Annotated in this window: 17 protein-coding genes; 11 read left to right on the top strand and 6 right to left on the bottom strand. The window is 69.4% G+C overall.

Annotated elements, in window-relative coordinates:
* The 3 genes from KOI35_RS21620 to KOI35_RS21610 all read left to right on the top strand — a co-directional run bounded on the left by KOI35_RS21620 (position 1) and on the right by KOI35_RS21610 (position 2,236).
* Positions 1–582 (top strand): GNAT family N-acetyltransferase, encoded by a 582-nt coding sequence (locus tag KOI35_RS21620; protein WP_215789310.1) that lies wholly within the window; start codon positions 1–3, stop codon positions 580–582.
* Entirely contained in the window at positions 579–794 is a 216-nt protein-coding gene (locus KOI35_RS21615; protein ID WP_215789309.1) for a protein-tyrosine phosphatase family protein, read from the top strand. Before KOI35_RS21620 ends, KOI35_RS21615 begins: the two co-directional genes overlap by 4 nt.
* Before the next feature lie 179 nt (positions 795–973).
* On the top strand, positions 974–2,236 hold the full coding sequence (locus KOI35_RS21610; protein WP_215789308.1) for a hypothetical protein: 1,263 nt from the start codon (positions 974–976) through the stop codon (positions 2,234–2,236).
* Here the strand turns inward: KOI35_RS21610 and KOI35_RS21605 are convergent.
* A complete protein-coding gene (locus tag KOI35_RS21605) occupies positions 2,192–2,710 on the bottom strand; it encodes a hypothetical protein (RefSeq protein WP_215789307.1) in 519 nt (172 codons plus the stop codon). The genes KOI35_RS21610 and KOI35_RS21605 overlap by 45 nt on opposite strands.
* An 85-nt stretch (positions 2,711–2,795) precedes the next feature.
* On the opposite strand from KOI35_RS21605, the gene KOI35_RS21600 reads away from it, so the two are divergent.
* The 4 genes from KOI35_RS21600 (at position 2,796) to KOI35_RS21585 (ending at position 7,958) form a co-directional block, all read left to right on the top strand.
* Complete coding sequence (locus KOI35_RS21600) at positions 2,796–3,848, top strand: sensor histidine kinase (RefSeq protein ID WP_215789306.1); 1,053 nt, start codon at positions 2,796–2,798, stop codon at positions 3,846–3,848.
* Positions 3,845–4,495: a response regulator gene (locus KOI35_RS21595; protein ID WP_215789305.1), complete on the top strand. Its 651-nt coding sequence runs from the start codon at positions 3,845–3,847 to the stop codon at positions 4,493–4,495. Before KOI35_RS21600 ends, KOI35_RS21595 begins: the two co-directional genes overlap by 4 nt.
* Before the next feature lie 133 nt (positions 4,496–4,628).
* Entirely contained in the window at positions 4,629–6,980 is a 2,352-nt protein-coding gene (locus tag KOI35_RS21590; protein ID WP_215789304.1) for an ATP-binding cassette domain-containing protein, read from the top strand.
* A gap of 6 nt (positions 6,981–6,986) precedes the next feature.
* On the top strand, positions 6,987–7,958 hold the full coding sequence (locus tag KOI35_RS21585) for a phosphotransferase family protein (protein ID WP_215789303.1): 972 nt from the start codon (positions 6,987–6,989) through the stop codon (positions 7,956–7,958).
* 71 nt (positions 7,959–8,029) lie between these two features.
* Here KOI35_RS21585 and KOI35_RS21580 read toward each other — a convergent pair whose 3' ends face one another.
* The 3 genes from KOI35_RS21580 to KOI35_RS21570 form a co-directional block, all read right to left on the bottom strand.
* Complete coding sequence (locus tag KOI35_RS21580; RefSeq protein ID WP_215789302.1) at positions 8,030–8,326, bottom strand: hypothetical protein; 297 nt, start codon at positions 8,324–8,326, stop codon at positions 8,030–8,032.
* Positions 8,327–8,421: 95 nt separating this feature from the next.
* Complete coding sequence (locus tag KOI35_RS21575; protein ID WP_308121106.1) at positions 8,422–9,651, bottom strand: cellulose-binding domain-containing protein; 1,230 nt, start codon at positions 9,649–9,651, stop codon at positions 8,422–8,424.
* 91 nt (positions 9,652–9,742) lie between these two features.
* A complete protein-coding gene (locus KOI35_RS21570; protein ID WP_215789300.1) occupies positions 9,743–10,345 on the bottom strand; it encodes a hypothetical protein in 603 nt (200 codons plus the stop codon).
* Positions 10,346–10,414: 69 nt separating this feature from the next.
* On the opposite strand from KOI35_RS21570, the gene KOI35_RS21565 reads away from it, so the two are divergent.
* On the top strand, positions 10,415–14,437 hold the full coding sequence (locus tag KOI35_RS21565) for a tetratricopeptide repeat protein (protein WP_215789299.1): 4,023 nt from the start codon (positions 10,415–10,417) through the stop codon (positions 14,435–14,437).
* Here the strand turns inward: KOI35_RS21565 and KOI35_RS21560 are convergent.
* Together KOI35_RS21560 and asnB are read right to left on the bottom strand one after the other, a co-directional pair.
* The gene (locus tag KOI35_RS21560) at positions 14,434–15,819 is read right to left on the bottom strand and encodes a Dyp-type peroxidase (RefSeq protein WP_215789298.1); all 1,386 of its coding nucleotides are present in this window, start codon (positions 15,817–15,819) and stop codon (positions 14,434–14,436) included. The genes KOI35_RS21565 and KOI35_RS21560 overlap by 4 nt on opposite strands.
* 53 nt (positions 15,820–15,872) lie before the next feature.
* Entirely contained in the window at positions 15,873–17,804 is a 1,932-nt protein-coding gene (gene asnB / locus KOI35_RS21555) for an asparagine synthase (glutamine-hydrolyzing) (RefSeq protein WP_215789297.1), read from the bottom strand.
* A gap of 111 nt (positions 17,805–17,915) precedes the next feature.
* On the opposite strand from asnB, the gene KOI35_RS21550 reads away from it, so the two are divergent.
* From KOI35_RS21550 to KOI35_RS21540, 3 genes are all read left to right on the top strand, one after another.
* Positions 17,916–18,608 (top strand): response regulator transcription factor, encoded by a 693-nt coding sequence (locus tag KOI35_RS21550; protein ID WP_215789597.1) that lies wholly within the window; start codon positions 17,916–17,918, stop codon positions 18,606–18,608.
* A complete protein-coding gene (locus KOI35_RS21545) occupies positions 18,605–20,362 on the top strand; it encodes an ATP-binding protein (RefSeq protein WP_215789296.1) in 1,758 nt (585 codons plus the stop codon). Before KOI35_RS21550 ends, KOI35_RS21545 begins: the two co-directional genes overlap by 4 nt.
* Positions 20,363–20,601: 239 nt before the next feature.
* Positions 20,602–23,391 (top strand): PQQ-dependent sugar dehydrogenase, encoded by a 2,790-nt coding sequence (locus KOI35_RS21540; RefSeq protein WP_246613580.1) that lies wholly within the window; start codon positions 20,602–20,604, stop codon positions 23,389–23,391.
* Positions 23,392–23,408 lie beyond the last annotated feature (17 nt).

Genomic DNA, 23,408 nt, shown 5'->3' with positions numbered 1-23,408 from the left:
ATGGCGATCACTACCCTCCCAGCGTTGCCGATCGGCGCCTTTTCTGCGCTCGCTCAGCCCGTTCTCACTGCGGAAAACGTCACTCTGCGCCCATGGACCATCAGGGACGTCGATGCCGTGCTGCAGGGCTACGGTGACTCCTCCATCCAGCATTGGCACGTTCGCTCCATGACGCCGGCCGAGGCCCGCGCCTGGATCGAGCATTGGCCGGGTCGCTGGGCTCAGGACAGCGGAGCCGGATGGGCCCTCGAGGTGGGTGGAGAGGTTGCCGGGCAGCTGAGTATGCGGCACGTGGATCTGCACGAAGGACGGGTGGAGTGGTCCTACTGGGTCCTTCCGGCCGCTCGGGGAAAGGGCGTCGCCACCACGGCCCTGATCGCCGCGACGGAGTGGGTGTTCTCCGTCGGTGTGCATCGCGCGGAACTCGATCACTCCAGCCGCAACGAAGCCTCGTGCCGGGTTGCCACCAAGGCCGGCTATCTCGCCGAGGGGACCGCGCGGCAGCGAGGTCTGCACTCCGACGGCTGGCACGACATGCACCTGCACGCACGGCTGCGCAGTGCTGTGAGCGTGGACGCGTGAAACTCGACTGGTCCGGCTGCGAGGGCTATCGCGACGGCGTCGGCGTTGAGCAGATCGCCATCGACTATGCTGCCTCGGCCGGAGCCACCACCCCGATGACCAACACGTTGACCTACCTGGACGAGTGTTATGGCGGTGCCGCACTTTACCTTCGCGCCTGCGGTGTCGAACAGGACAGGCTGACTGCGGTGCGAAGCCGGTTGCTGGACTGAGCCGGACCGCGGCGCGGCGAATCGACTCCAGTCTAACGGCGCTCGCGGCCCGGGTCAGTCGGGCGAACGACCGTTTCGGCGCCGGGGGGATCTCCGTAGATTCAACGCTCGTCATCGATGCGAGCGAGGAGAAAACCCTGCTGGTCGATCCGGAAATAACCCGTGACCGCGTCCGCGGATTGTCCCGTAACCCCGCGCTTCCCGACGATCTGGTGCTGAAGCTGCTCGAACACCCGGCCGTCGGCCGGATCAGCGTCGCCTACGGCCGCACATGGTCCGATGAACTCTTCGACGTCATGGCCGCCCACCCCGATGTCAGCGTCCGGGAGGCGCTCGCCCGATCCGGCCGGGTCACCGGGGAGCAACGGGCCCGGCTGATCGACGATCCGAGTGGACAGGTGATCATGGCTCTGCTCGAACGGCCGTACACCCGAAGTCCGCAGCCGATGCCCGTGTGGGCGTACCGGAAACTGGCCGAACATCCCAAGGTGAAGCGCATGCTGTCGCTCTTCCATCCGGCGGAGCTGTCCCCCGCGGTCGTGGCGGCGTTCGCTGACGCCGAGGACGAAGCCGTCGCCGCCTGGGCCCGGTCCGCGCCGCCGAGCTGGGAACCGGAACCCGTGACCGCCGAGCAGGCCCGCGCGATCGCCGGCGGTGACTCGGAGTGGGAGCGGGCGAAACTCGCCCTCGAGCCGAGCCTCACGCCCGACGTGATCACCGCCCTGACCGCCGACCCCGGTCCGCAGGTGCGCCAGTACGTCTCGATGCGTCCCGAGCTCAGCGAGGAGCAACGAGCCGCGATCGACTACGAGGTGTCCACGGACGACCGCCTACCGTGGCTCGCCTGGGTCCTCGAAGCCGACGGCGAGCAGCTGCAGCGCTGCGTCGACTCGGCCCACCCCGGGATTCGCCGCAGTGCCGCCGGCAACAGCCGGCTGACCGCGGACCAGATCGCGACGCTCGCCGCCGACGACGACTTCCCGGTCCGGCTGCTCCTCTGCGAATGCCAGGACGCCGTACCGGCCGACCTCGTCGTGCGCACCTACCTGGAGGCCCGGGTCATCACCCGCGGCCAACTGTTGTCGCATCCGGCGATCGTCGACGCCGATCTGACCCGGTACGCGGATTCACCGTACTGGGGCGCACGAGCGCTCGTCGTCGTCGACCGGAACGCGCCGGCCGAGCTGATCGAACGCCTCAGCCGCGACGAGCACCCCGGCGTCCGGAACTGGACGGCCCACGACGCGAGGCTGTCCGGCCGGCGGGTGCTCGAGCTCTTCGAGGACCCGGAGACCACCGGGGCCGCCGCGGCCAACCCGAAGTTGCCCGTCGAGCTGATGGTGGCGATCCTCGAGGCGCCGCTCGGAAGCGAAGCGCGCCCGGACGGCGTGCTGGTGCTAGGACACACCACGCCCACGCACGAGCCGTTGGAGGAGATCTGACCGGCCCCACGGTTTGTAGACCGAGAGGACCGTGGCGACCGTCAGCAGGCTCAGCGACACGATCGGGGGCATGATCAGGCTCGGGATGTCGAAGGAGACGTCCTCACCCGCTGACAGCCGGACGCCGTAAGCCTGAACAGCGGGCATGCCGGGGCGCAGCAGGACCAGGATCAGCGTGCAGAGCAGCACGTTGGCCACCAGTTTGACGGCGACCCACCAATAGCGGATCAGCCCCCACTTCGTGCCCAGCCCCAGCACCACGCCGGTGATCAGACTGAGCAGGCCGGAGACCAGCATCGGCCACACGATGAACGTACCCAGGGCCTCATAGGCCAGCCCCCGCCGGCCGGGATCGTCGCTGAGGAAACCGACCCCGACCAGCACGGCGACGATCACGTCGATGCCTATCCAGGCGCTCGCCGAGAGGATGTGCAGGATCAGCCAGAGCTTGCGGTAGCGGCGGCGGAAGACCATGTGACCAGCCTGGCCGAGGAATCGGGCGCGTACGTACGCTCCACGACGTACGCGCCCGGCGTACGCGCATGGCACGGTGGAGGGCATGCGCGTACGGGATCTGGCCGGGCCCGCCGCCCTCGCCGCGGTGGGTCTCGTCACGCTGCCGCTGATCGACCGCATCCCCACGCCGCACCGGCCCGTCGACGCGGTCGCGGCGGTTCTCGTGCTCGCCACGGCGGCGGTCACCGTGCTGCGTCACCGGTGGCCGGGCCCGGTTCTGCTCACCGCGGCCACACTGACCTCCATCTACATGACGACCGGTTTCCCGTACGGGCCGATCCTGTTCGCTTTCGCCGTCTGCGTCTACGCCGTCGCCCGCCGCAACAGCCCGGACAAAGCCGCCCTCTGGTCGGTGCCGGCCTTACTGGTACTACTGGTCCACCTGGTGTTCGACGGACCGTGGATCGGGCTGGTCGCGGGCACGGCCTGGGTGGTGGTGCCGTTCACGCTGGGCGCGGCCCGCCGGCAGGTCGCGGAGGCCCAGGCCCACGAGCGCGCCGAGGTCGAGCGCCGCATCGCCGGGGCCGAGCGGCTGCGGGTCGCCACCGAGGTGCACGACGTGGTCGGGCACGGGCTGGCCGCGATCCAGATGCAGGCCGACATCGCGTTGCACCTGCGGGCGGCCCGGCCCGAGATGGCGGTCGAGGCGTTGCAGGCGATCAGTACGGCCAGTGCCGAGGCCCTGGAGGAGTTGCGGGCGACGCTGGCCGGGTTGTCGTCGCCGGGGCTGGACGGGGTGGGCGACCTGTGCGACCGGGTGCGGACGGCCGGGGTCGCGGTCGAGCTCACCGTCGACGGCACGCCCGGCCCACTTCCGGCCGACGCCGACGTGGTCGCCTATCGCGTTTTGCAGGAGGCCCTCACCAACGTGGTCAAACACGCGCCGGACCGACGTGCGCTTGTCACGATCGAACACCGTACGGGGGAAATCGCCCTTGTGGTGGTAAACCAAGCCAGGGCCGAAGATACCGACGAGGGCTTCGGCATCACCGGCATGCGACGGCGCGTGGAGCAGCTCGGCGGCACGCTCACGGCCGGCGCGCGGGGCACGTCGTTCGCCGTCCGGGCCGTGATCCCCCGGGAGCCCGTGTCGTGATCTCCGTGCTGCTGGCCGACGACCAGGACCTCGTACGGCTGGGCCTGCGGGCTCTGTTCGACGCGACCGACGGTTTCCTGGTGGCCGGGGAGGCGGCCGATGGTCTCGCCGCGGTCGCCGAGGCCCGCCGCACCCGGCCCGACGTCGTTCTGATGGATATCCGCATGCCCGGCATCGACGGTCTGGAGGCCACCCGCCGCATCGTCTCCGACCCCGGCCTTTCCCGTACGCGGGTGGTCGTGCTCACCACCTTCGAGCACGACGAGTACGTGTTCACGGCCCTGCACGCCGGCGCGAGCGGATTCCTGCTCAAGAACACCAAGCCCCCGGCCCTGCTGGAGGCGGTCCGCACGGTGGTCGACGGCGGTGCGCTGCTGGCCCCCTCGGTGACACGCACGCTGATCCGCGAGTTCACCGGTTCGGCCCCGCGCGCCCGCACGCCGCACCCCGCCCTGCACAGCCTGACCGACCGCGAACGGGAGATCGTCGTTCTGGTTGCACAGGGCCTGAGCAACCACGAGATCGCCGCCCGGCTGACCGTCAGCCCGGCCACCGCCCGGACGCACGTGAGCCGCTCGATGACCAAGCTCGGCGCCCGCGACCGCGCTCAGCTGGTCGTTTTCGCCTATCAGTCGGGACTGGGGTGATCTGCTCCCGGCGGACGCCGGACCGGGCCGTGACCTGGCAGACTTGACCGACCCTGATCAGGAATCGATAAGCCGGGCGGGTGCCGCCGCGCTTACAGTTCTGCGGGGAAGCCGTCGAGACCAGGGAGCCGTGATGCACGACGCCGACCGCCACGACCTGATCCGCGTGCACGGGGCACGGGTGAACAATCTGAAGGACGTGAGCGTCGAGATCCCCAAGAGGCGGCTCACCGTCTTCACCGGGGTGTCCGGTTCGGGCAAGAGCTCGCTGGTCTTCGGCACGATCGCGGCCGAGTCGCAGCGGCTGATCAACGAGACCTACTCCGCCTTCCTGCAGAACTTCATGCCGTCGATGGCGCGGCCCGACGTCGACGTGCTCGACGGGCTGACCACGGCGATCCTGGTCGACCAGGAGCGGATGGGCGGCGACGTCCGCTCGACCGTGGGCACCGCGACCGACGCCAACGCCATGCTGCGGATCCTGTTCAGCCGGCTCGGGAAGCCGTACATCGGGTCGCCGCAGGCCTTCTCCTTCAACATCGCCTCGGTCAGCGGGGCGGGCGCCGTCACCCTGCAGAAGGGCGGCCGCGAGGTCAAGGAGAAACGCACGTTCAGCCTGCTGGGCGGCATGTGCCCGCGCTGCGAGGGGCGGGGGGCGGTCAACGACATCGACCTTTCCCAGCTGTACGACCCGGAGAAGTCGCTCAACGAGGGCGCGGTGACGATTCCCGGCTACAGCATGGAGGGCTGGCAGGGACGGATCTACCGGGGCTCCGGCTTCTTCGACCCGGACAAGCCGATCAAGAAGTTCACCAAGCGGGAGCTCGACGACCTGCTCCACAAGGAAGCGACCAAGATCAAGGTCGAGGGCATCAACCTGACGTACATGGGTCTGATCCCCAGCATCCAGAAGTCGTACCTGTCCAAAGACATCGACGCCGTCCAGCCGCACGTCCGGGCGTTCATCGAGCGCGTCGCCATCTTCAAGACCTGTCCCGACTGCGACGGCACCCGGCTGGCCGAGCCCGCCCGCTCCTCCAAGATCAAGGGCATCAGCATCGCCGACGCCTGCAAAATGCAGATCAGCGACCTGGCCGACTGGATCCGCAAGCTCAAGGAGCCGTCGGTGGCGCCGCTGCTGACCGCGCTGGGCGAGACGCTCGACTCGTTCGTCGAGATCGGCCTCGGCTACCTCTCACTCGACCGTCCCTCGGGCACGCTGTCCGGCGGCGAGGCTCAGCGGACCAAGATGATCCGCCACCTCGGTTCGGCGCTGACCGACGTCACGTACGTCTTCGACGAGCCCACGATCGGCCTGCACCCGCACGACATCGCCCGGATGAACAACCTGCTGCTGCAGCTGCGCGACAAGGGCAACACGGTGCTGGTGGTCGAGCACAAGCCGGAGGCGATCGCGATCGCCGACCACATCATCGACCTCGGGCCGGGCGCCGGCAGCGGCGGCGGCGAGGTGGTCTACGAGGGTGACCTGGCCGGGCTCCACGCCAGCGACACGCTCACCGGCCGCCACCTTGAATATCGGGCCACGCTGAAGGAGAAGGTGCGCACGGCGACCGGTTCGCTCGAGGTGCGCGGCGCCACCAGTCACAACCTGCGGAACGTCGACGTCGACATCCCGCTCGGCGTGCTGGTCGTCGTCACCGGCGTGGCCGGGTCGGGCAAGAGCTCGCTGATCCACGGGTCGGTGGCGCCGCTCGACGGCGTGGTGGCGGTCGACCAGGGCGCGATCCGGGGTTCCCGGCGCAGCAGCCCGGCCACGTACACGGGACTGCTCGAACCCATCCGCAAGGCGTTCGCCAAGGTCAACGGCGTGAAGCCGGCCCTGTTCAGCGCGAACTCCGAGGGCGCCTGCCCCAACTGCAACGGCGCCGGCGTCATCTACACCGACCTCGGCGTGATGGCGAGCATGGCCACCACCTGCGAGGTGTGCGAGGGGCGGCGGTTCGACGCGTCGGTGCTGGAGTACACGTTCGGCGGCAAGGACATCAGCGAGGTGCTGGCGATGCCGGTCGTCGAGGCACTCCCCTTCTTCAGCGAGGGCGAGGCCAAGACGCCCCCGGCCGCGTCGATCCTGGCCCGGCTGGCCGACGTCGGGCTCGGCTACCTCAAGCTGGGCCAGCCGCTCACCACGCTCTCGGGCGGCGAGCGGCAGCGGCTCAAGCTGGCCACCCGGATGGGTGAGAAGGGTGGCATCTACATCCTGGACGAGCCGACCACCGGCCTGCACCTGGCCGACGTGGAAAATCTGCTCGGCCTGCTCGACCGGCTCGTCGAGGCGGGCAAGTCGGTGATCGTCATCGAGCACCACCAGGCCGTGATGGCGCACGCCGACTGGATCATCGACCTGGGCCCCGGCGCCGGTCACGACGGCGGCAAGATCATTTTCGAGGGTACGCCGTCCGACCTGGTCGCCGCCCGTAACACCCTGACCGGCGAGCACCTGGCGGACTACGTAGGATCGTGATCCACTATGGACTCGATCACCAAGAACCGGCAGTCGCCCGAGACGCTGCGTTCCGTCGTCGCCCGGGCCTACGGCGCCGCCCTGGTGCCGACGGGCGACGACTGGGTGCACGAGCTCGGGCACGGCTGGTTCAACGTGGCCTACCGGATCCGCCTGCGCGACGCCCGTCAGGTGGTGCTCAAGATCGCGCCGCCGGCCGGGGTCGAGGTGATGACCTACGAACGCGGGGCGATGGCGACCGAGCTGGCCGCACTCGAGCTGATCCGGTCACACACGAGTGTGCCGGTGCCGGCCGTCGACTTCGCCGACACCAGCCGCGAGCTGGTCGACGCCGACTGGTTCACGATGCCGTTCGTCGACGCCGACAACTACGGCGTCATCCGCTCCGGCCTGTCCGCCCACGAGCAGGACCGCTACGACGCGGCTCTGGGCGCCCTCACCCGCGAGCTCAACACGATCCAGGGTCCGGCGTTCGGTCCGCTCGGCGGGCCGGGCGTGGCCACCTGGCGGGAACACTTCCTGAGCATGGTGGCCGACGCGCTGCACGACGGCGAGCGGCGCTCCGTCGACCTCGACTACGCCGCGCTGCGCTCGATCTTCGCCGACCAGTCCGGCTGCCTCGACCCGGTGACGTCGCCGCGGTTCGTCGAATGGGACCTGTGGGCGAGCAACGTGCTGGTCCGCGACGGCCGGATCGTCGCGATCATCGACCACGAGCGGGCCTTCTTCGGCGATCCGCTGATCGAGGCCGGCTTCGTCGCCACCCAACTGCCGTCCTTCGGCAACCCCACCGCTTTCGTACGCGGGTACGGCCGAACCGGCCTGACCCCGGGTGAGCAGCAACGGAGGCGGCTCTACACCCTCTACCTGACGCTGGTCATGGCCGTCGAGGTCGCCTATCGGGGCCGCACCGGGCCCGCGCACCACGACTGGACCCGTGCCCGCCTGGCCGAGGCGAAGGCCCTTTTCGACCGGTGACCCGGACATCGCGCCCGGCCGGGCTTCCCAGCCCCCCACGGACGATCAGTGCCCTCATGACCAGAACCCGGTCACGAGCCGGCGCTGCTCGTGCGGGCCCAGATCAGCAGGCCGATCAGCACCAGGGCCTCGCCGAACAGCGTGACGGGCAGCAGGCCGGGACTGATCGCGTTGGCGAGCGCGGCCACGATCGCCACGGCCGGATAGACGGTGAACATGCCGATCAACCGGTAGACCCACACGCCGAGGAACTGCTCTTCGAAACTGCCGCCCCGCATCGCACAGAACGCCTTGTGCAGCGACATGACGACCATGCTCGGGAACTCCCACAGCAGGAACGCGAACACCGGAACAACGAACGGACCCACGACACACTCCCCGGTCAGACCGCCGGCCCGTGCCGGCATCACTGCCACCACGGGCCGGCCGGCAATCCGGTTCACCCTTGTTCTGACGGACGGGTTCAGCAGTTGTTGCGCGCCGAGCTCACGACCACGTCGTCGTACCAGAGGGTGTCGGCCCCTTCGCCATAGCTCTCCCAGCCCAGCCGCAGGTCGGTCAGCGCGGGCCGCCAGGTGCGGTTGAGCCACTGGCCGTCGATGTCGTGGGTGGGGACGCCGTCGTTCTTGAGCCCCGGCACCGACGTGTTGTCGATCCAGGTCTCGATCGTCCCGTCGCGCCCGTCCACCTTGAACTCGACACAGTTCCAGGTGTTCACCGGCAGCGGCGCCGACAGGGCCACGCCGGCCGGGCTCTGCTCGGGCAGGGTCGCGTCGTCCGAGGCGCGGTTGAACTGCAGGGCGCCGTTCTGCCCGCCGAACCGCAGGTCCCGTTGGCCGTCGGCCGAGTCCCGCATGGCCACGGTCGTCACGTGCGAGGCGGGCAGAGCGGTCGTGTGGCGGACCCAGTAGCGGACGTACCAGACCGAGCTCGCCGTGCCGAGGATCTGGCTGTTGCCGGCGAAGACGTGGTTGCAGTAGCCGGCCGCCCCGTTGACGCGCAGCGAGGTGGTGCCGCTGTGGGCCACCGTACGGTCGATCGCGACGGCACCGGCCCCCGAGCAGTCCGGCGTGGAGACCGACCAGTTGCCGCTGGGCGCCGTACCCGTCTGATTCTCGAACCCGTCACAGATCGCCGTCGGCACGCACCCCTGAGGCTGGGAGGTCGGCGTGGGTGTGGGCGTTGTCGGCCCAGGCGTCATCGACGTCGTCGGCAGCGGCGTGGTCGGTGTCGGCCCGGGCGTCATCGACGTCGTCGGCAGAGGCGTGGTCGGTGTCGGCGTCGGTGTGGAGCCGCTGCACGAGACGCCGTTGAAGGTGAACTCGGCCGGAGCCGCATTCGTCCCCGAGTAGGTGGCCTGGAAGCCGAAACTGGCCGAGGCCCCGGTGGCGAGCGGCCCGTTCCACCCGACGCTGGCCGCCGTGACGGACTTCCCGGTCTGGGTGACGGTGGCGTTCCAGCCGTTGGTGATCCGCTGGTCACCGGCAAACGTCCAGCCCAGCGTCCACGACGTGACGGCCGCTCCCCCGTTGGTCACCTTCACCTCGGCGGTGAAGCCGGTGGACCACTGGTTGGCGCTCCACCCCACCGTGCAGACCGCCGCCGCCGACGCCGGCGGGGCCGAGGCCAGCGCCACCACGAACCCGCCGACAGCAACGAAAGCCGCGACGAGAGAAACCACGAAACGCCGCACCGGCCACCTCCGACAGTCGAGGGAACGCCACTTTGGGAGCGCTCCCATATATCGACGACTGTAGTTACGAGGAGGTTAAAAGAGAAGAGCGTCAGGCGGTGCAGTGCTCGTCGCACTCGGCGATCGGGATCAGGACGTCGGCGCTGTCGCGTTCGGCCGGCCAGAAGGCGTCGAAGCTGATCGCCACCCATTCACCCACCACGAGTTCCCGCTTCCACGTCATGCAGTAGATGTCGTCGAAGAACGACACGGTCCTCTCCCACGAGGCCTGCCCGTCGGGGATGGGGCTCCAGTACTTGATCGACAACGTATAGCGGCCCTGGTCATCGCCCGGGAACTTGACAGTCTCCTCGCGCCGGCCGATCCGGAACCACTCGTCGAGCACGATCGACCCGGGATCCGCCTCGTCAAGGGACGGGATCCCCTCCTCGCACACCACCTCGGCGAGCTTCGCGACCCCCGACTCGGGCTGGAACGGCTGCCCGGCCAGCTTCATCCCGGTCGGCCAAGACTGCCCGCCCCGCGTCGGCGGCGGCGAGGCGGCCTGGATGCGCTTGAACAACGCCTTCTGGCCGGCGTCCTCCGAGAGCGGCACCCCGTACGGATATCCGAGCGGGGCCCCGAAGCTGAACCGCAGAGAGTGGACGCATGCACTGGTCAAGGTGAAGACGGCATCGCTCAGGCCCACAGACATGACTAGTTCCCCCATTGGCGACAGGCGCGCCGAGAGTGATGATTGATCGTCGACAGTAGGATCGGAAGGGTGGCCGCACAAGGCGTGACGCAGGAACCGCCGTGGACCCCACCATCACAGATCGTGAGTGAGCTGGCCGCGACCTGGCGGTCCTACCTGCCCGAACATACTTTGCGACTACTCCTGACGGCTGACAGTGTCAGCAACCCGCCAGTGACCCAGCGGGCCGAGGCCGTCGTGCTCTACGCCGACGTGGCCGGTTTCACCGCTCTGGCCGAGAGCTTCGCCGGTGCCGGCAGCTTCGGCACCGAGCAACTCACTCGCATCATCAACGGCTGGTTCGCGGTCACGGCCGATGCCGTGGCCGCCTCCGGCGGCAGCGTGGTCGACTTTGCCGGTGACGCTCTGGTGGGCATGTTCGACTACACGCCCGAGACCGCCGCGGCCGTGGCCCGCCGGGCGATCGGCTGCGCCGAGATGATCCGCGAGGCCACCGCCGAAGTCCCGCCGGTCATCACTCCGGGCGGCACACGGTCGCTGACCATACGGGTCGGCCTCGCCGCGGGGCCCGTGCTTCTCATGCTCCTCGGCGACCCGGCGATCCGCCTGCAACACCTGATCGCCGGACCGGCCCTCGACGGGGCGATCGACGCTCTGCACCGAGCCGATCGAGGCGAGATCGTCGTGGACGAGACGCTCCAGAGAACCGCCGGCATCATGACGATGCCCGATCCTCCCTATGCTCCGCCGGCCCCGCCCACCACGGAGCTGGAACGGCTGATCGAGCCGTTCCTGCATCCGGCCATCCGCACGCGGCTGCGCTACGGACGACATGAGCTGGTCAACGAGCATCGCAAGGTCACCACGGCCTTTTTCCGGCTTCCCGATCTGTCCATCGACGACCCGTCGACCGTCGAAGCGCTCCAGCACTACCTCTCCGCCGCGGTCAAAGTGATCGACCGCTTCGGCGGTCATCTGCGCCACCTCATGGCCGATGACAAGGGCACCGTGCTGGTGGCCGTGTTCGGCACACCGGTGAGTCACGAGGACGACGAAGAGCGCGCCATCCGTTGCTGCCTCGAGTTGCTCGCCCTGCCGGGTGTCGTCGGGCGTGGCGGAGTCACCACCGGGCCGGTTTTCAGCGGCGAGGTCGGATCGGACGTGCGCCGGGAATACGCCGTCGTCGGTGACACGGTGATCCTCGCCGCGCGCTTCATGCTGGCCGCCCCGCCCGGGCATCTGCTGATCGATCAGACGACCTTCGACCGTGTGCGGGACCTGGTGGTGGCCGACGGCCCGGTCGATGTCGTCGCCAAGGGCAAGCCCGAGCCTGTTCCCGGGTGGATCGTCAGCGAGGTGCACGACGCGGCCCCGGCGAGCCCGCTGTCGTCTCCCACCCCCGGCGCGCTCGTCGGGCGCGCGATCGAGATGGCCCGATTGCGCGAGACCGTGCAGGAGGTGCTCGCGGGCCGGGGACGCGTCGTCTGGCTGAACGGCGAGGCCGGTATCGGCAAGTCCCGCTTGGCTGCCGAGATCTGCCACACCGCCGGCACCCTGGGCTTCACCGGCTACAGCGGCAGTTGCCGTTCCCATCAGATCAGCGCCGGCTACCTGGTATGGAGGTCGATCTGGCGGGAGCTGCTCGACATCGACCCGGCGCTCAGCCTCGACGATCAGCGAAGCGCACTGACCGAGCGCATCTCCCGCTACGACGGCACCGGCCAGCGGGCCCCCCTGGTGGCCGCGGTCATCGACCTGCCGATGCCCGACAACGACCTCACGGCCCAGCTCGACCAGTCCGGCCGCGACGTGCTGCTGCGCTCCACGCTGCTGGCATGCCTACGGGAGAGGTCGGCCCGTGGCCCGCTCGTCCTGCTGCTCGAGGACTGTCATTGGATCGACCCGGCCTCGCTCGACCTCCTCGGCCTCCTCGCCGACCGGCTCGCCGAACTGCCGGTCCTGCTGCTGGCCACCTCCCGCGAGCCGACCCCGGGATCGCTGGGCCGGGCCGAGCATGTGACCAGCCTGCGACTCAGCCAGATGACCAGCTCGGACGCCCAGCGGCTGGCCGCCGAGCGGCTCCGTGACCGGTACGGACGGGACGCCCGCATCGCGGCCGAACTGGTCGAGCAGATCGACCAGCAGGCGAGCGGCAATGCCTTCTACATCGAAGAACTCGCCGCCTATCTGCATGAGAACAGCGTCAACCCGGCCGACCCGGCCGGGCTCGCCGCGTTGAGTCTGCCCGACAGCCTGCAGAGGCTGGTCATGGCTCGTATCGACCAGCTCACCGACGACGAGAAAGCGGCCATCAAGGTGGCCAGCGTGATCGGCCGCCGGTTCCGACCGCCATGGATCGCCTCGGTCTACCCGGCGGCCGGTTCACCGGCACAGGTCTCGGCTCATCTGTATCGGCTGCACACACTTGAACTCACGCCGCGTGTCACGACCGAGCCCGAGCCCGAGTACGAGTTCAAACATCCGATCACTCAGGAGACGGCCTACCAGAGCATCACCTATGACACCCGGGCGGTGTTGCACGAGCGCGCCGGCCTCTTCATCGAGGAGAGGTTCGCCGACCGCCTCGCTCAGTACGTCGACGTTCTCGCCCACCACTACGCACGAACCGACCGGTTCGACAAACAACGTGTGTGGTTCCGCGCGGCCGGCGACCGCGCGAAGTCGATCTTCGCCAACGAGGTGGCGACCCGGTACTTCGGACAGCTCCTGCCGTTGCTGCCCGAGGCCGACCAGGCGGCCTTGCACATCGAGATCGGCACGGTCCATCAGCTGACCGGGAAGTGGACCGAGGCCGAGCGCCACTATCGACTGGCCATGCGAGTGGCGGAGGCTACCGGGCGCCGCGACATCGTCGCCGCGAGTCAACGTCAACTCGGCGATCTGCTCATCTACACCGGCTCGCATGCCGATGCGCTGGGCTGGCTGGAACGGGCCCTCGCCGGATTCCAGGGGCTCGGCGATGCCACCGGCCTGTCGCGCACCATGGACCGGATGACCTTCGTGCTGTATCGCCAGGGCGAATACGGTGAGGCCTCGGCCATGGCACACCGTCACCTGGCCATGGCGACCGGCGCGGGCGACCGGCCGGCCATGTGCGCCGCGTTGAACCACCTCGGCCTGTGCCTGCTCAATACGGGTCGCACCGAGGAGGCGATCGCCCATCTGCGGCGGGCACTCAGCACGGCCGAGCAGGCCAACGATCGGCACTGGATGTTGTTCGGTGCCGGCAACCTGGGCGTGGCGTTCCGGCGCAACGCCGATCACACTCAGGCCATCGAGTCGTACCGGCGTGCGCTGGACGTGGCCCGCGACATCGGTGCCCGGCCGACCGCGGGCATCACCGTGGGCAACATGGGCGAGATCTACCGGGATGAGGGGGACTTCCCACGGGCCCGGGCCTGCGCGATGTACTCGCTGCGCATCACGGTCGAGCAGCGCGATTGGATCCCCGTGGTGGATCAGGTGACCGGGCTGGCCGCCATCGCCGCGGAGGAGGGTCACCTGGACGAGGCTCAGCGCCTGCTGGAGCAGGTCATCCCGCTGGCGCGGGAGCTGGACGCTCCGCATTACCTGTGCGACTCGCTGCACCGGCTGGCGCGGCTCCACCTCAATGCGGGCCGCCCGGCCGCCGCGGAACAACTGAATTCCGAAGCGTTACGCATCGCCGAGGAACACGACGAGCGGGGCATCCAGGTCAAGGCCTACATTCTTGCGGTGCGGCTGCGGGTGGACAGCGGTGACATCAGTCTGGCTTTCGCCGCCGGCTCGCTGCGTAAGGCAGCCGACCGATGGACCGAGCCCAGCGAGGTCGCGGCCCTGCTGGATGCCGTGTGGCGCGCGAATCCGGCCGACGACGACGCGCGGCAGACGGCCGCCGCCATCTATCGAACGCTCTACGAGAGTGCTCCCGGTCTCGAATACCGCCATGCCTATCAACGGCTCACCGGGGTGAGACTGCCGCACGGCCCGCCTCTGCCCGCCCTGCCGCAGTGGATTCTCACGGACACGGGGCCCGATCTCGAGACGCTTCTGCGCCGGATCGACCGGGCACCGCGCCGGGTCACCTCTTAGGTGTCGAGGTTGTCGTCGCCGGCCAGACGCAGCAGGGCGGGCAGGGACGGCGCGAAGGCGTAGACCGCACCGGTGTTCGTCACCGAACCGCCGAACGTGATCGGGTCGAGGCCGTCGGCCTTGGGCGGCGGCTCGGCCGGGATGCGGCCGTACTTGACCAGCGTGCTCGACGGGAAGTTCGGGTCTCGGGCCCACCGCCGCTGCACCGACTCGAACTGATCCTCGATGCTGGCCATGTAGGAGTTGAAGACCATGCCGCGTTCGGCGCCGTCCGGTCGTCCCTTCACGAAGCGCGGGCCGAAGGTCAGGCCGCGGCGCAGCATCTTGTGGCCGCGGTCGCGGAAGACGACGTCCTCGCGCGGGTTCACCTTGCGGATGTGCGCCGAGAACGGGGTCGTCCGGCCGTCCCGGTCGGACTCGTAGGTGAAGACGTTCTCGGTCTCGCGGCTCGCGTCGGGTGCGGCGAGCGGGCGGCCGTCCAGGTGGCGGCCGAGGGTCCGCGCGAAGGCGTCGTCCTCGCTGATGGCCTCCGTGCCCGCCAGCTCGGCGATCCGGTCCCAGAACTTCTGCGGGTCCTGGACCAGGCGCCGGAAGACCTGGAAGGAGCCGCCGCGCATCCAGCCGGCCGGTCGCGGACGGGGCGCCCACGACTGCGGGCGGCGCTCGGCCGGATAGCCGACGATGAACTCGCCGGCCGCGATGGGCCGCGGACCGGACTTGACCGGTGGGGTGTCCGGAGAGTCCGCGACGAGCGGTTGCGAGATGCCGTCGGTGTAGCCGAAGTGCTCGATGCGACGCTTGGTCACCTCGTCGTAGAGAACCTCACACCGCTGGTCGTGGAGAATCTCGAAGCCACCGGCCGCCTCCCGCTCACGCCGCACCGCCGACTCCAGCGTCGCGGGGTCGCCGGCGGCGATGGTGAGGAGCGCGTCGACCGGTGTGCCCCGGCGGCCGTCGGCCCGGGCGACCCCGCCGACCACCCATTCGACCGGGTCGCTCGCGTCGATGTCGCCGAGCAGGGCGGGGGCGGTCGTCAGGCGGGCGTCGTCGTCGACCCGGGCACCGAGCGGCCCGTTCCAGAACGCGCCGAATCCGGCCAGGGAACTCGCCGTCTCGGGGTGCAGCAGGGTCAGCCCGGTGGCGGTGAGACCGACGTTCAGCAGCGTCGTTCCCTCGGGCAGACGTTCGTCACCTTTGCCCGGCACCTCGGTCGTGACGGCGACGCGGGATGCCACTCCGGCCAGCCAGCGGCGCGCCTCGACCCGCTGGTTGCGGAACGAGACGGCCAGGAACGCCTGGTGCTTGCCCCCGAACGGGCGCAGGATGTTGCCCTGGATCTGCTCCGGCTGGATCTTCTGCAGTTCGGCGAGCGGTGAAGACATGGTGGACGGCCCCCTCGGTCGGAATCGGGCGCGACCGATGCTAGCCAGGATACTTACCGATCAGTCAGGACTGTCGCCCATCGGTCGTTTGCCATCAAAGCGGGAGACGGCGCGGGGCGGATCGTGCGGTCCACGTGGATGGCCCACCACAGGCAGAACATGGCTACCGTCCAGACCTTGCGGGAGTTGTCGGCGTGGCCGGCGCGGTGTTCGGTGAGCAGTCGGAGGGCGTAGTCCACGTCGATCAGGTGGCGTGGGCCGGAACCGGCGATCAGGCCGCCCACCCAGTCGCCGATGCCGCCCTTGAGCCACAGCCGGGTGGGGGTGGGGAAGCCGAGCTTGCGGCGTTCCCGGACGGACTCGGGGACGATCCCGCGCATCGCCTCGCGCAGGGCGTGCTTGGTCGTGTGGCGGTTGTTCGCGGGCAGCTTGAGCGAGGTAGGCAGGCCCGCCGCGGCGGCGTAGACGGCCTGGTCGAGGAACGGGACGCGCAGTTCCAGCGAGTGCGCCATGGACATCCGGTCGGCCTTGGCCAGGATGTCGCCGGGCAGCCAGGTGTGCAGGTCCACGTACTGCATGGACGCCACGTCGTCGACGTCGGCCGTCTCGGCGTACAGCTGGGACGTTATCGCCGTGTGCGGTTCGGCGGTGAAGCGCAGCAGTTCGGCCTTCTCGGCGGGGGTGAAGATGCGCGCGTTGCCGTAGTAGCGCTCCTCGATCGGGGTGGTGCCGCGCTCGAGGAAGCTGCGGCCCTTGACCCCTTCGGGGATGGCGTGGGCCAGGCCGCGCAGGCCGCGCTTCATGCCGGTGGGCAGGTGCTCGATGCGGGACAGCGAGGCCGGCTCGCGATAGATGGTGTAGCCGCCGAACAGCTCGTCGGAGCCCTCGCCGGAGAGCACCACCGTCACGTAGCGCGACGCGGTCTGGGCCAGGAAGTAGAGCGGGATCAGTGACGGGTCGGCGACCGGGTCGTCGAGCAGGTGGACGATCCGGGGCAACTCGCGGATGACGTCGTCCTCGGTGACGACGGTCGGAGTTATCCGTACGCCGAGCTGCTCCGCGGTGTTCTGGGCGATCTCGATCTCGGAGTAGCCGTCCTGGGCGAACCCGGCCGTGAACACGTGCAGGTCGGGCTTGTGCTCGCGGGCCAGCGCGACGATCGCCGACGAGTCGACGCCGCTGGACAGGAACGCCCCGACCGGCACCTCGGCGTGCAGGTGGGCGCGCACGCTGTCGCGCAGCGCGTCCCGGATCCCGTCGAAGGCAGCCGTCTCCGAGATCGCGAGAGGCCGCAGCGACGGGCGGAAGTAGCGGGTCAGGCGCTGCCCACCGCCGGGCGTCCAGGTCAGGTGGTGGCCGGGCGGAAGCCGTCGGATCTGCCGGCTCAGCGTCAGCGGGTCGGGCACGAACTGGAAGGTGAAGTAGTGGGCCAGCGCGTCGGTGTCGAGCGTGGCCGCCGGGTCGCCGGCGAACGCGGTCAGCGCCTTGCGCTCGCTGGCCAGGAACAGCCCGTCGACCGTCTCGAGCAGGTAGAGCGGCTTGATGCCGAACTGGTCGCGGGCGGCGTGCAGGGTGCCCGTCCAGTGGTCGTAGGCGACGAAGGCGAACATGCCGCGCAGCCGGGGCAGGGCGGCCGGGCCCCAGAAGTGGAACGCCGCGGCCAGCACCTCGCTGTCACCCTCGGTGACGAAGGTGGCGCCGTGGTCGCGGATCAGCTCGGCCCGCAACTCCCGGTAGTTGTAGATCTCGCCGTTGAACACGACGGTCCAGCGGTCGCGGTAGTGCACGGGCTGGGCGGCCTCGCTGCGGTCGATGATGGCGAGCCGCTTGAAGCCGAACGCGGCCCCCTCGGTGAACTCGACCCGGGTGTCGTCCGGGCCGCGGTGGTGCATCGTCTCGAGCGCGGCGGCGAAGGCAGCCTGGGACGCCGGGTCGGGCGCTCCGGCCGACGGACGGCTGCTGACAAAGACGTTCAGTCCACACATGCCGGGGAGCGTGCGGCGCAGTCTGTGAAGAACTTGTGCGGTCATCGCTATCGCGAGGGAACTTCACGAGAATCCAACATTTCTTGGCCGGGGTAGCGCGGAGAGGCCAGAATCGCGAGCGTGACCGCACGCATCCTGGTGGCCGACGACGACCCGAAGCACGCCCAGCTCATCCGCCTCTACCTCGAGCGGGAGGGCCATCAGGTCATCACTGTCGGTGACGGCCGGTCGGCACTGGACGTGGCCCGGGCCCGCAAGCCCGACCTGGTCGTGCTGGACGTGATGATGCCGCTGGTCGACGGGCTGGACGTGTGCCGGATCCTGCGGGCCGAGTCGAGCATCGCGATCCTGATGGTCACCGCGCGCTCGTCGGAGAACGACATGCTGCTGGGGCTGGACATCGGCGCCGATGACTACCTGCCCAAACCCGTCAGTCCGCGGGAGCTGACCGCGCGGGTGCGAGCGCTCCTCCGGCGTACGGGAAAGGCCGAAGGCTCGTCGTTGGTTCTGCAGGTGGGCGACCTCGAGGTGGATGCGGGCCGGTTCGAGGTTCGCGTACGCGGTGAGGTGGTGACCCTGACCGCCAAGGAGTTCGGCATCCTCGAGCTGCTGGCGCGTGAGCCGGGCCGGGTGTTCACGCGGGCGCAGATCATCGACAAGACGTTCGGCTTCGAGCACGACGTGTCGGCCCGCACCGTCGACGCCCACGTGGTCAACCTGCGCCGCAAGATCGAGGAGAATCCGGCCGATCCGCGCTACGTGCAGACGGTCTACGGGCGGGGTTACCGGATGGCCGGGCATTGAGTTTCCGCGTACGCATCTTCGTGCTGGTCATGCTGGTGGCGGTCACCGCCATCGGGGCGACCGCGTGGCTCACCCTCAACCTGGCCTCGCGGCAGGTGCACGACACCGTCGAGGCCCAGGCCACGTATCGCACCGAGATCGTGCAGCAACTGCAGGAGTACGGCGTGACCCACGGCAACTGGCCAGGCGTCGATCGCCTCGTCCAGAGCCTCTCCGACCGCACCGAACTGCACATCCGGATCCAGACCGAGTACGGCGAGGTTCTCGTCGACTCGGACATCCAGGCCAACCGCGCGTCCGGGGCGGTGCAGCCGATCGCGTACGACATCAACGCCTACCCGGCGCTGGAGGAGGTGTCCGACCGCCCGGCGCCCGCGGTGCCGCCCGTCTACCTCGAGAAGCAGATCTACCCGATCCCCAGGGACGTGTGGGGCGACGTCCCGACCGATCCCGTGCAGGGCAGCCGGGAGATGCTGGCGCTGCGGCAGGCCACCCAGTTCCGCACCGGGCTGGTGCTGGTCCGCTGCCTGAACGACACGCTGGGCGACGAGCCGGCCATGGCGCTGGACCGGGCGCCCTACGTGACCCAGGCCCAGCGCGACAAATCGCCCGAGTGTATGCGCAAGGCCACGGCCCGGGTGATGGGCGACGAGGGCTGGTTCATGGCCTTCTGGGACTACCTGCGGCAGTGCAACGGGTTCCGCGGCACCGGCGAGGCTGCGGTCAGTAACAAGGTCGCTTCCTGCGTCGACGAATCCTTCAACGACACGGTGTCGACCAGCTCGGCGGTACCGCTGGAGCTCTACCTGGGCGGGCGCGGCACGACCGACGTCACCGACCTGCTGGGCCGCCCGGCGCTGGCCGGGGCGGCCGCGCTGATCGTGGTCGCGCTGCTCGGCACGTGGGTGATCGCCCGGCAGGTGAGCAGCCCGGTGCGGCGGCTGACCGGGGCGTCGCAGATGCTGGCGGCCGGTCAGCTCGACGCCCGGGTGCGGATCACCGGGCGGGGCGAGCTGTCCCGGCTGGGCTCGTCGTTCAACATGATGGCCGAAGCGGTGGAGCAGAGCGAGCGGCGGCAGCGCCAGCTCATCGCGGACGTGGCCCACGAGATGCGGACGCCGCTGTCCAATCTGCGCGGCTATCTCGAGGGCCTGTCCGACGGGGTGATCGAGCCGAGCCGGGAGCTGTTCGTGTCGCTGCACGAGGAGACCATGCTGCAGCGGCGCATCCTGGACGACCTGCAGGTGCTGGCTCTGGCCGAGGCGGGCGACCTGGGTTACACGAAGACGCCGACCGACCTGGCCGAGCTGGTCTCGGGCAGCGTGACGGCGCAGCGGGCGGTGGCCGCCGAGGCCGGAGTGGCGCTGACCGTGGACGCGTCGACGCCGATGTGGGCCGAGGCCGACCAGGACCGGATCCGGCAGGTGCTGGGCAACCTGCTGACCAACGCGATCCGCTACACCGACCGGGACGGGCAGATTCTCGTACGCGTCCGGGCCGAGGACGGCGAGGCGGTGCTGACCGTGCAGGACACCGGGGTCGGCATCGCGGCGAGCGACGTGCCGCACGTGTTCGACCGGTTCTGGCGGGCCGATCCCGCACGTCAGCGCGCCACCGGCGGCACCGGGCTGGGCCTGACCATCGCCCACCGGATCGTCACCGACCACGGTGGCCGGATCAGTGTGGAGAGCACTCAGCACGTGGGCACCACGTTCACCGTACGACTGCCAGCGACCGGTCTCGCTTTCGACTGATGCTGCAAAAGTTTTGTTGATCGATCCGAAAGTCTTTACAGGACCGATCCGAAGTTCATAACGTGAGCCGCACTACAGGAATGTTTCCGGTGCGTGTCAGATCCCCCCTGACGGCCGGCGACAGCCCTGTGCCACAGCACATCCCCGGCTGCGGCGCGGCGGCACGCGCCCCGCCTGGCAATCCCCGGTCAGGAAGGGACTCCGTGAACCACAAGACCTTCAAATATCGACAATTAGCTATGGCCAGCGCGGCCCTGCTCCTCACTTCCACTGTGGTGGCGGTCGCCGAGCCGGCCGCCGCGGTCATCAATCCGGCCGACTTTCAGCAGGTCACGCTGGCCAAGGGCGTCGCCGAGACGGGCGAGCCGATGAGCCTGGCGGTGCTGCCCGACCGCTCGGTGCTGCACACAGCGCGTAACGGCACCCTGCGCCGGACCGACGCCGCCGGGAACACCGCGGTGGTCGCGACCATCCCCGTCTACACCCACGACGAGGAGGGCCTGCAGGGCGTGGCGGTCGACCCCGGCTTCGCCACCAACCGCTACATCTACCTGTTCTACGCGCCCCCTTTGAACACCCCCGCGGGCGACGCACCGGCCACCGGCACGGCCGCCACCTGGGCCACCTGGGCCGGGGTCAACCGGCTCTCCCGGTTCACGCTGAACAGCGACTTCACCGTCAACACGGCCAGCCAGGTGAACGTGCTGGACGTGCCGACCGACCGGGGCATGTGCTGCCACGTCGGCGGCGACATGGACTGGGACGCGGCCGGCAACCTCTACATCTCGACCGGTGACGACTCCAACCCGTTCGACTCGGCCGGCTACTCCCCGATCGACGAGCGGACCAACCGCAACCCGGTCTACGACGCCCAGCGCAGCGCGGGCAACACCAACGACCTGCGCGGCAAGATCCTGCGGATCAAGCCCAACGCCAACGGGACCTACTCGATCCCGTCGGGCAACCTGTTCGCGCCGGGCACGGCGAACACCAAGCCCGAGATCTACGCCATGGGCTTCCGCAACCCGTTCCGGATCAGCGTCGACAAGGCCACCGGGGCCGTCTACGTCGGCGACTACGGTCCCGACGCGGGCACGTCGTCGGCCACTCGCGGGCCGTCCGGGCAGGTCGAGTTCAACCGGGTCACCGCGCCCGGCAACTACGGCTGGCCCTACTGCACCGGCACCAACACCAGCGCCGAGACGTACAACGAGTGGGACTTCGCGGCCAACACCGGCGGCGCCAAATACAACTGCACCGGCGGGCCGACCAACAACTCGTTCCGCAACACCGGCCTGGGCACGCTGCCCGCGGCCAAACCGGCCTGGATCCGGTACGCCGGGGACGCGGGCTCGCCGCCCGAGTTCGGTGGCGGTTCCGAGTCGCCGATGGGCGGCCCGGTCTACCGCTACAGCGCGAGCAACACGTCGGCCACGAAGTTCCCGCAGACCTTCGACGGGCAGTTCTTCGCCGGCGAGTTCGGCCGCGGGTGGATCAAGCCGACCGTGGTCAACGCCAACGGCACGTACGGGGCGATCGACACCTTCCCGTGGAACGGCAAGCAGGTCATGGACATGGCGTTCGGGCCGGACGGCGCGCTCTACGTCCTCGACTACGGCACCGGCTACTTCAACGGCGACGCCAACTCGGCGCTCTACCGCTACGACTACGTGGCCGGCGGGAACCGGGCGCCGACCGCGGTGGCCAGTGCGAACCCGACGTCGGGGGCCTCGCCGCTGACCGTGAACTTCTCGTCGGCGGGCAGCAGCGATCCCGAGGGCGGGGCGCTGACCTGGTCGTGGGCGTTCGGTGACGGCACCACGTCGACGGCGGCCAACCCGACCAAGACGTACGGCACCAACGGCACCTACACGGCGACCCTGACCGTCCGTGACCCGCAGGGCGCCACCGGCACGTCGAGCGTGAGCATCAGCGTCGGCAACACCGCGCCCAAGGTCGTCATCAACAGCCCGGCCGCCGGTCAGCTGGTGTCCTTCGGCGACAGCATCCCGTGGAGCGTCACGGTCACCGACCCCGAGGACGGCACGATCGACTGCACCAAGGTGACGATGGCCTACGTGCTCGGCCACGACCAGCACGCCCACCAGATCACCTCGCAGAACGGCTGCTCGGGCACGATCACCATCCCGACCGACGGGGAACACGACGACGCGGCGAACATCTTCCCGATCTTCGACGCGGCGTACACCGACAAGGGCGGGCTGACCACGCACGCCCAGAACATCCTGGCCCCGCGCAAACGGCAGGCCGAGCACTACAAGACGTCGTCCGGCGTCAGCAAGATCACGAAGACCGGCGCCGAGGGCGGGGCCACCGTCGGTGACGTCAACAACGGCGACTGGATCCAGTTCGACCCGTACAAGCTGAACAACGCCACCTCGTTCACGGCCCGGGTCTCCTCGGGCGGCAGCGGCGGCACGCTTCAATTCCGTACGGGCTCGGCCACCGGCCCGATCATCGGCTCGGCCACGGTCGCGCCGACCGGGTCGTGGGAGACGTTCGTCAACGTCACCGGCGCGATCAGCGGGGCTCCGGCCGGCACGACGTCGCTGTTCCTGACTTTCGCCGGCACCGGGACGGGCGCGCTGTTCGACGTGGACAGCTTCACCTTCGCCACATCGTCCCTGCTCTCGCTCAACAAGCCGGTCACGGCGTCGAGCACCGAGAGCACCCTCTATCCGGCCTCGTACGCGGTGGACGCCTCCACGACGACGCGGTGGTCGAGCGCGTTCAGCGATCCGCAGTGGATCCGGGTCGATCTCGGATCGGTCCGGACAGTGAACCGAGTGAATCTGCTGTGGGAGGCCGCCTACGGATCGGCGTACCAGGTCCAGACCTCTCTGGACGGGAGCACCTGGACTACCGCCCGCTCCGTGACCGGAGCTGACGGCGGTACGGACGACATCACCGGACTCAACAACCAGGCACGTTACGTACGGATCAACGGCACCACCCGGGCCACCGCCTGGGGTTACTCGCTCTTCAACTTCGAAGTCTTCGGCAGCTGATCCTTCCCCGTCGAGTG

This window comes from Paractinoplanes bogorensis, from assembly GCF_018829635.1.
Classification (GTDB): Bacteria; Actinomycetota; Actinomycetes; order Mycobacteriales; family Micromonosporaceae; genus Actinoplanes; species Actinoplanes bogorensis.
Note: the sequence above shows the minus strand (reverse complement) of the source record. Positions and strands in the feature narration are given on the sequence as shown.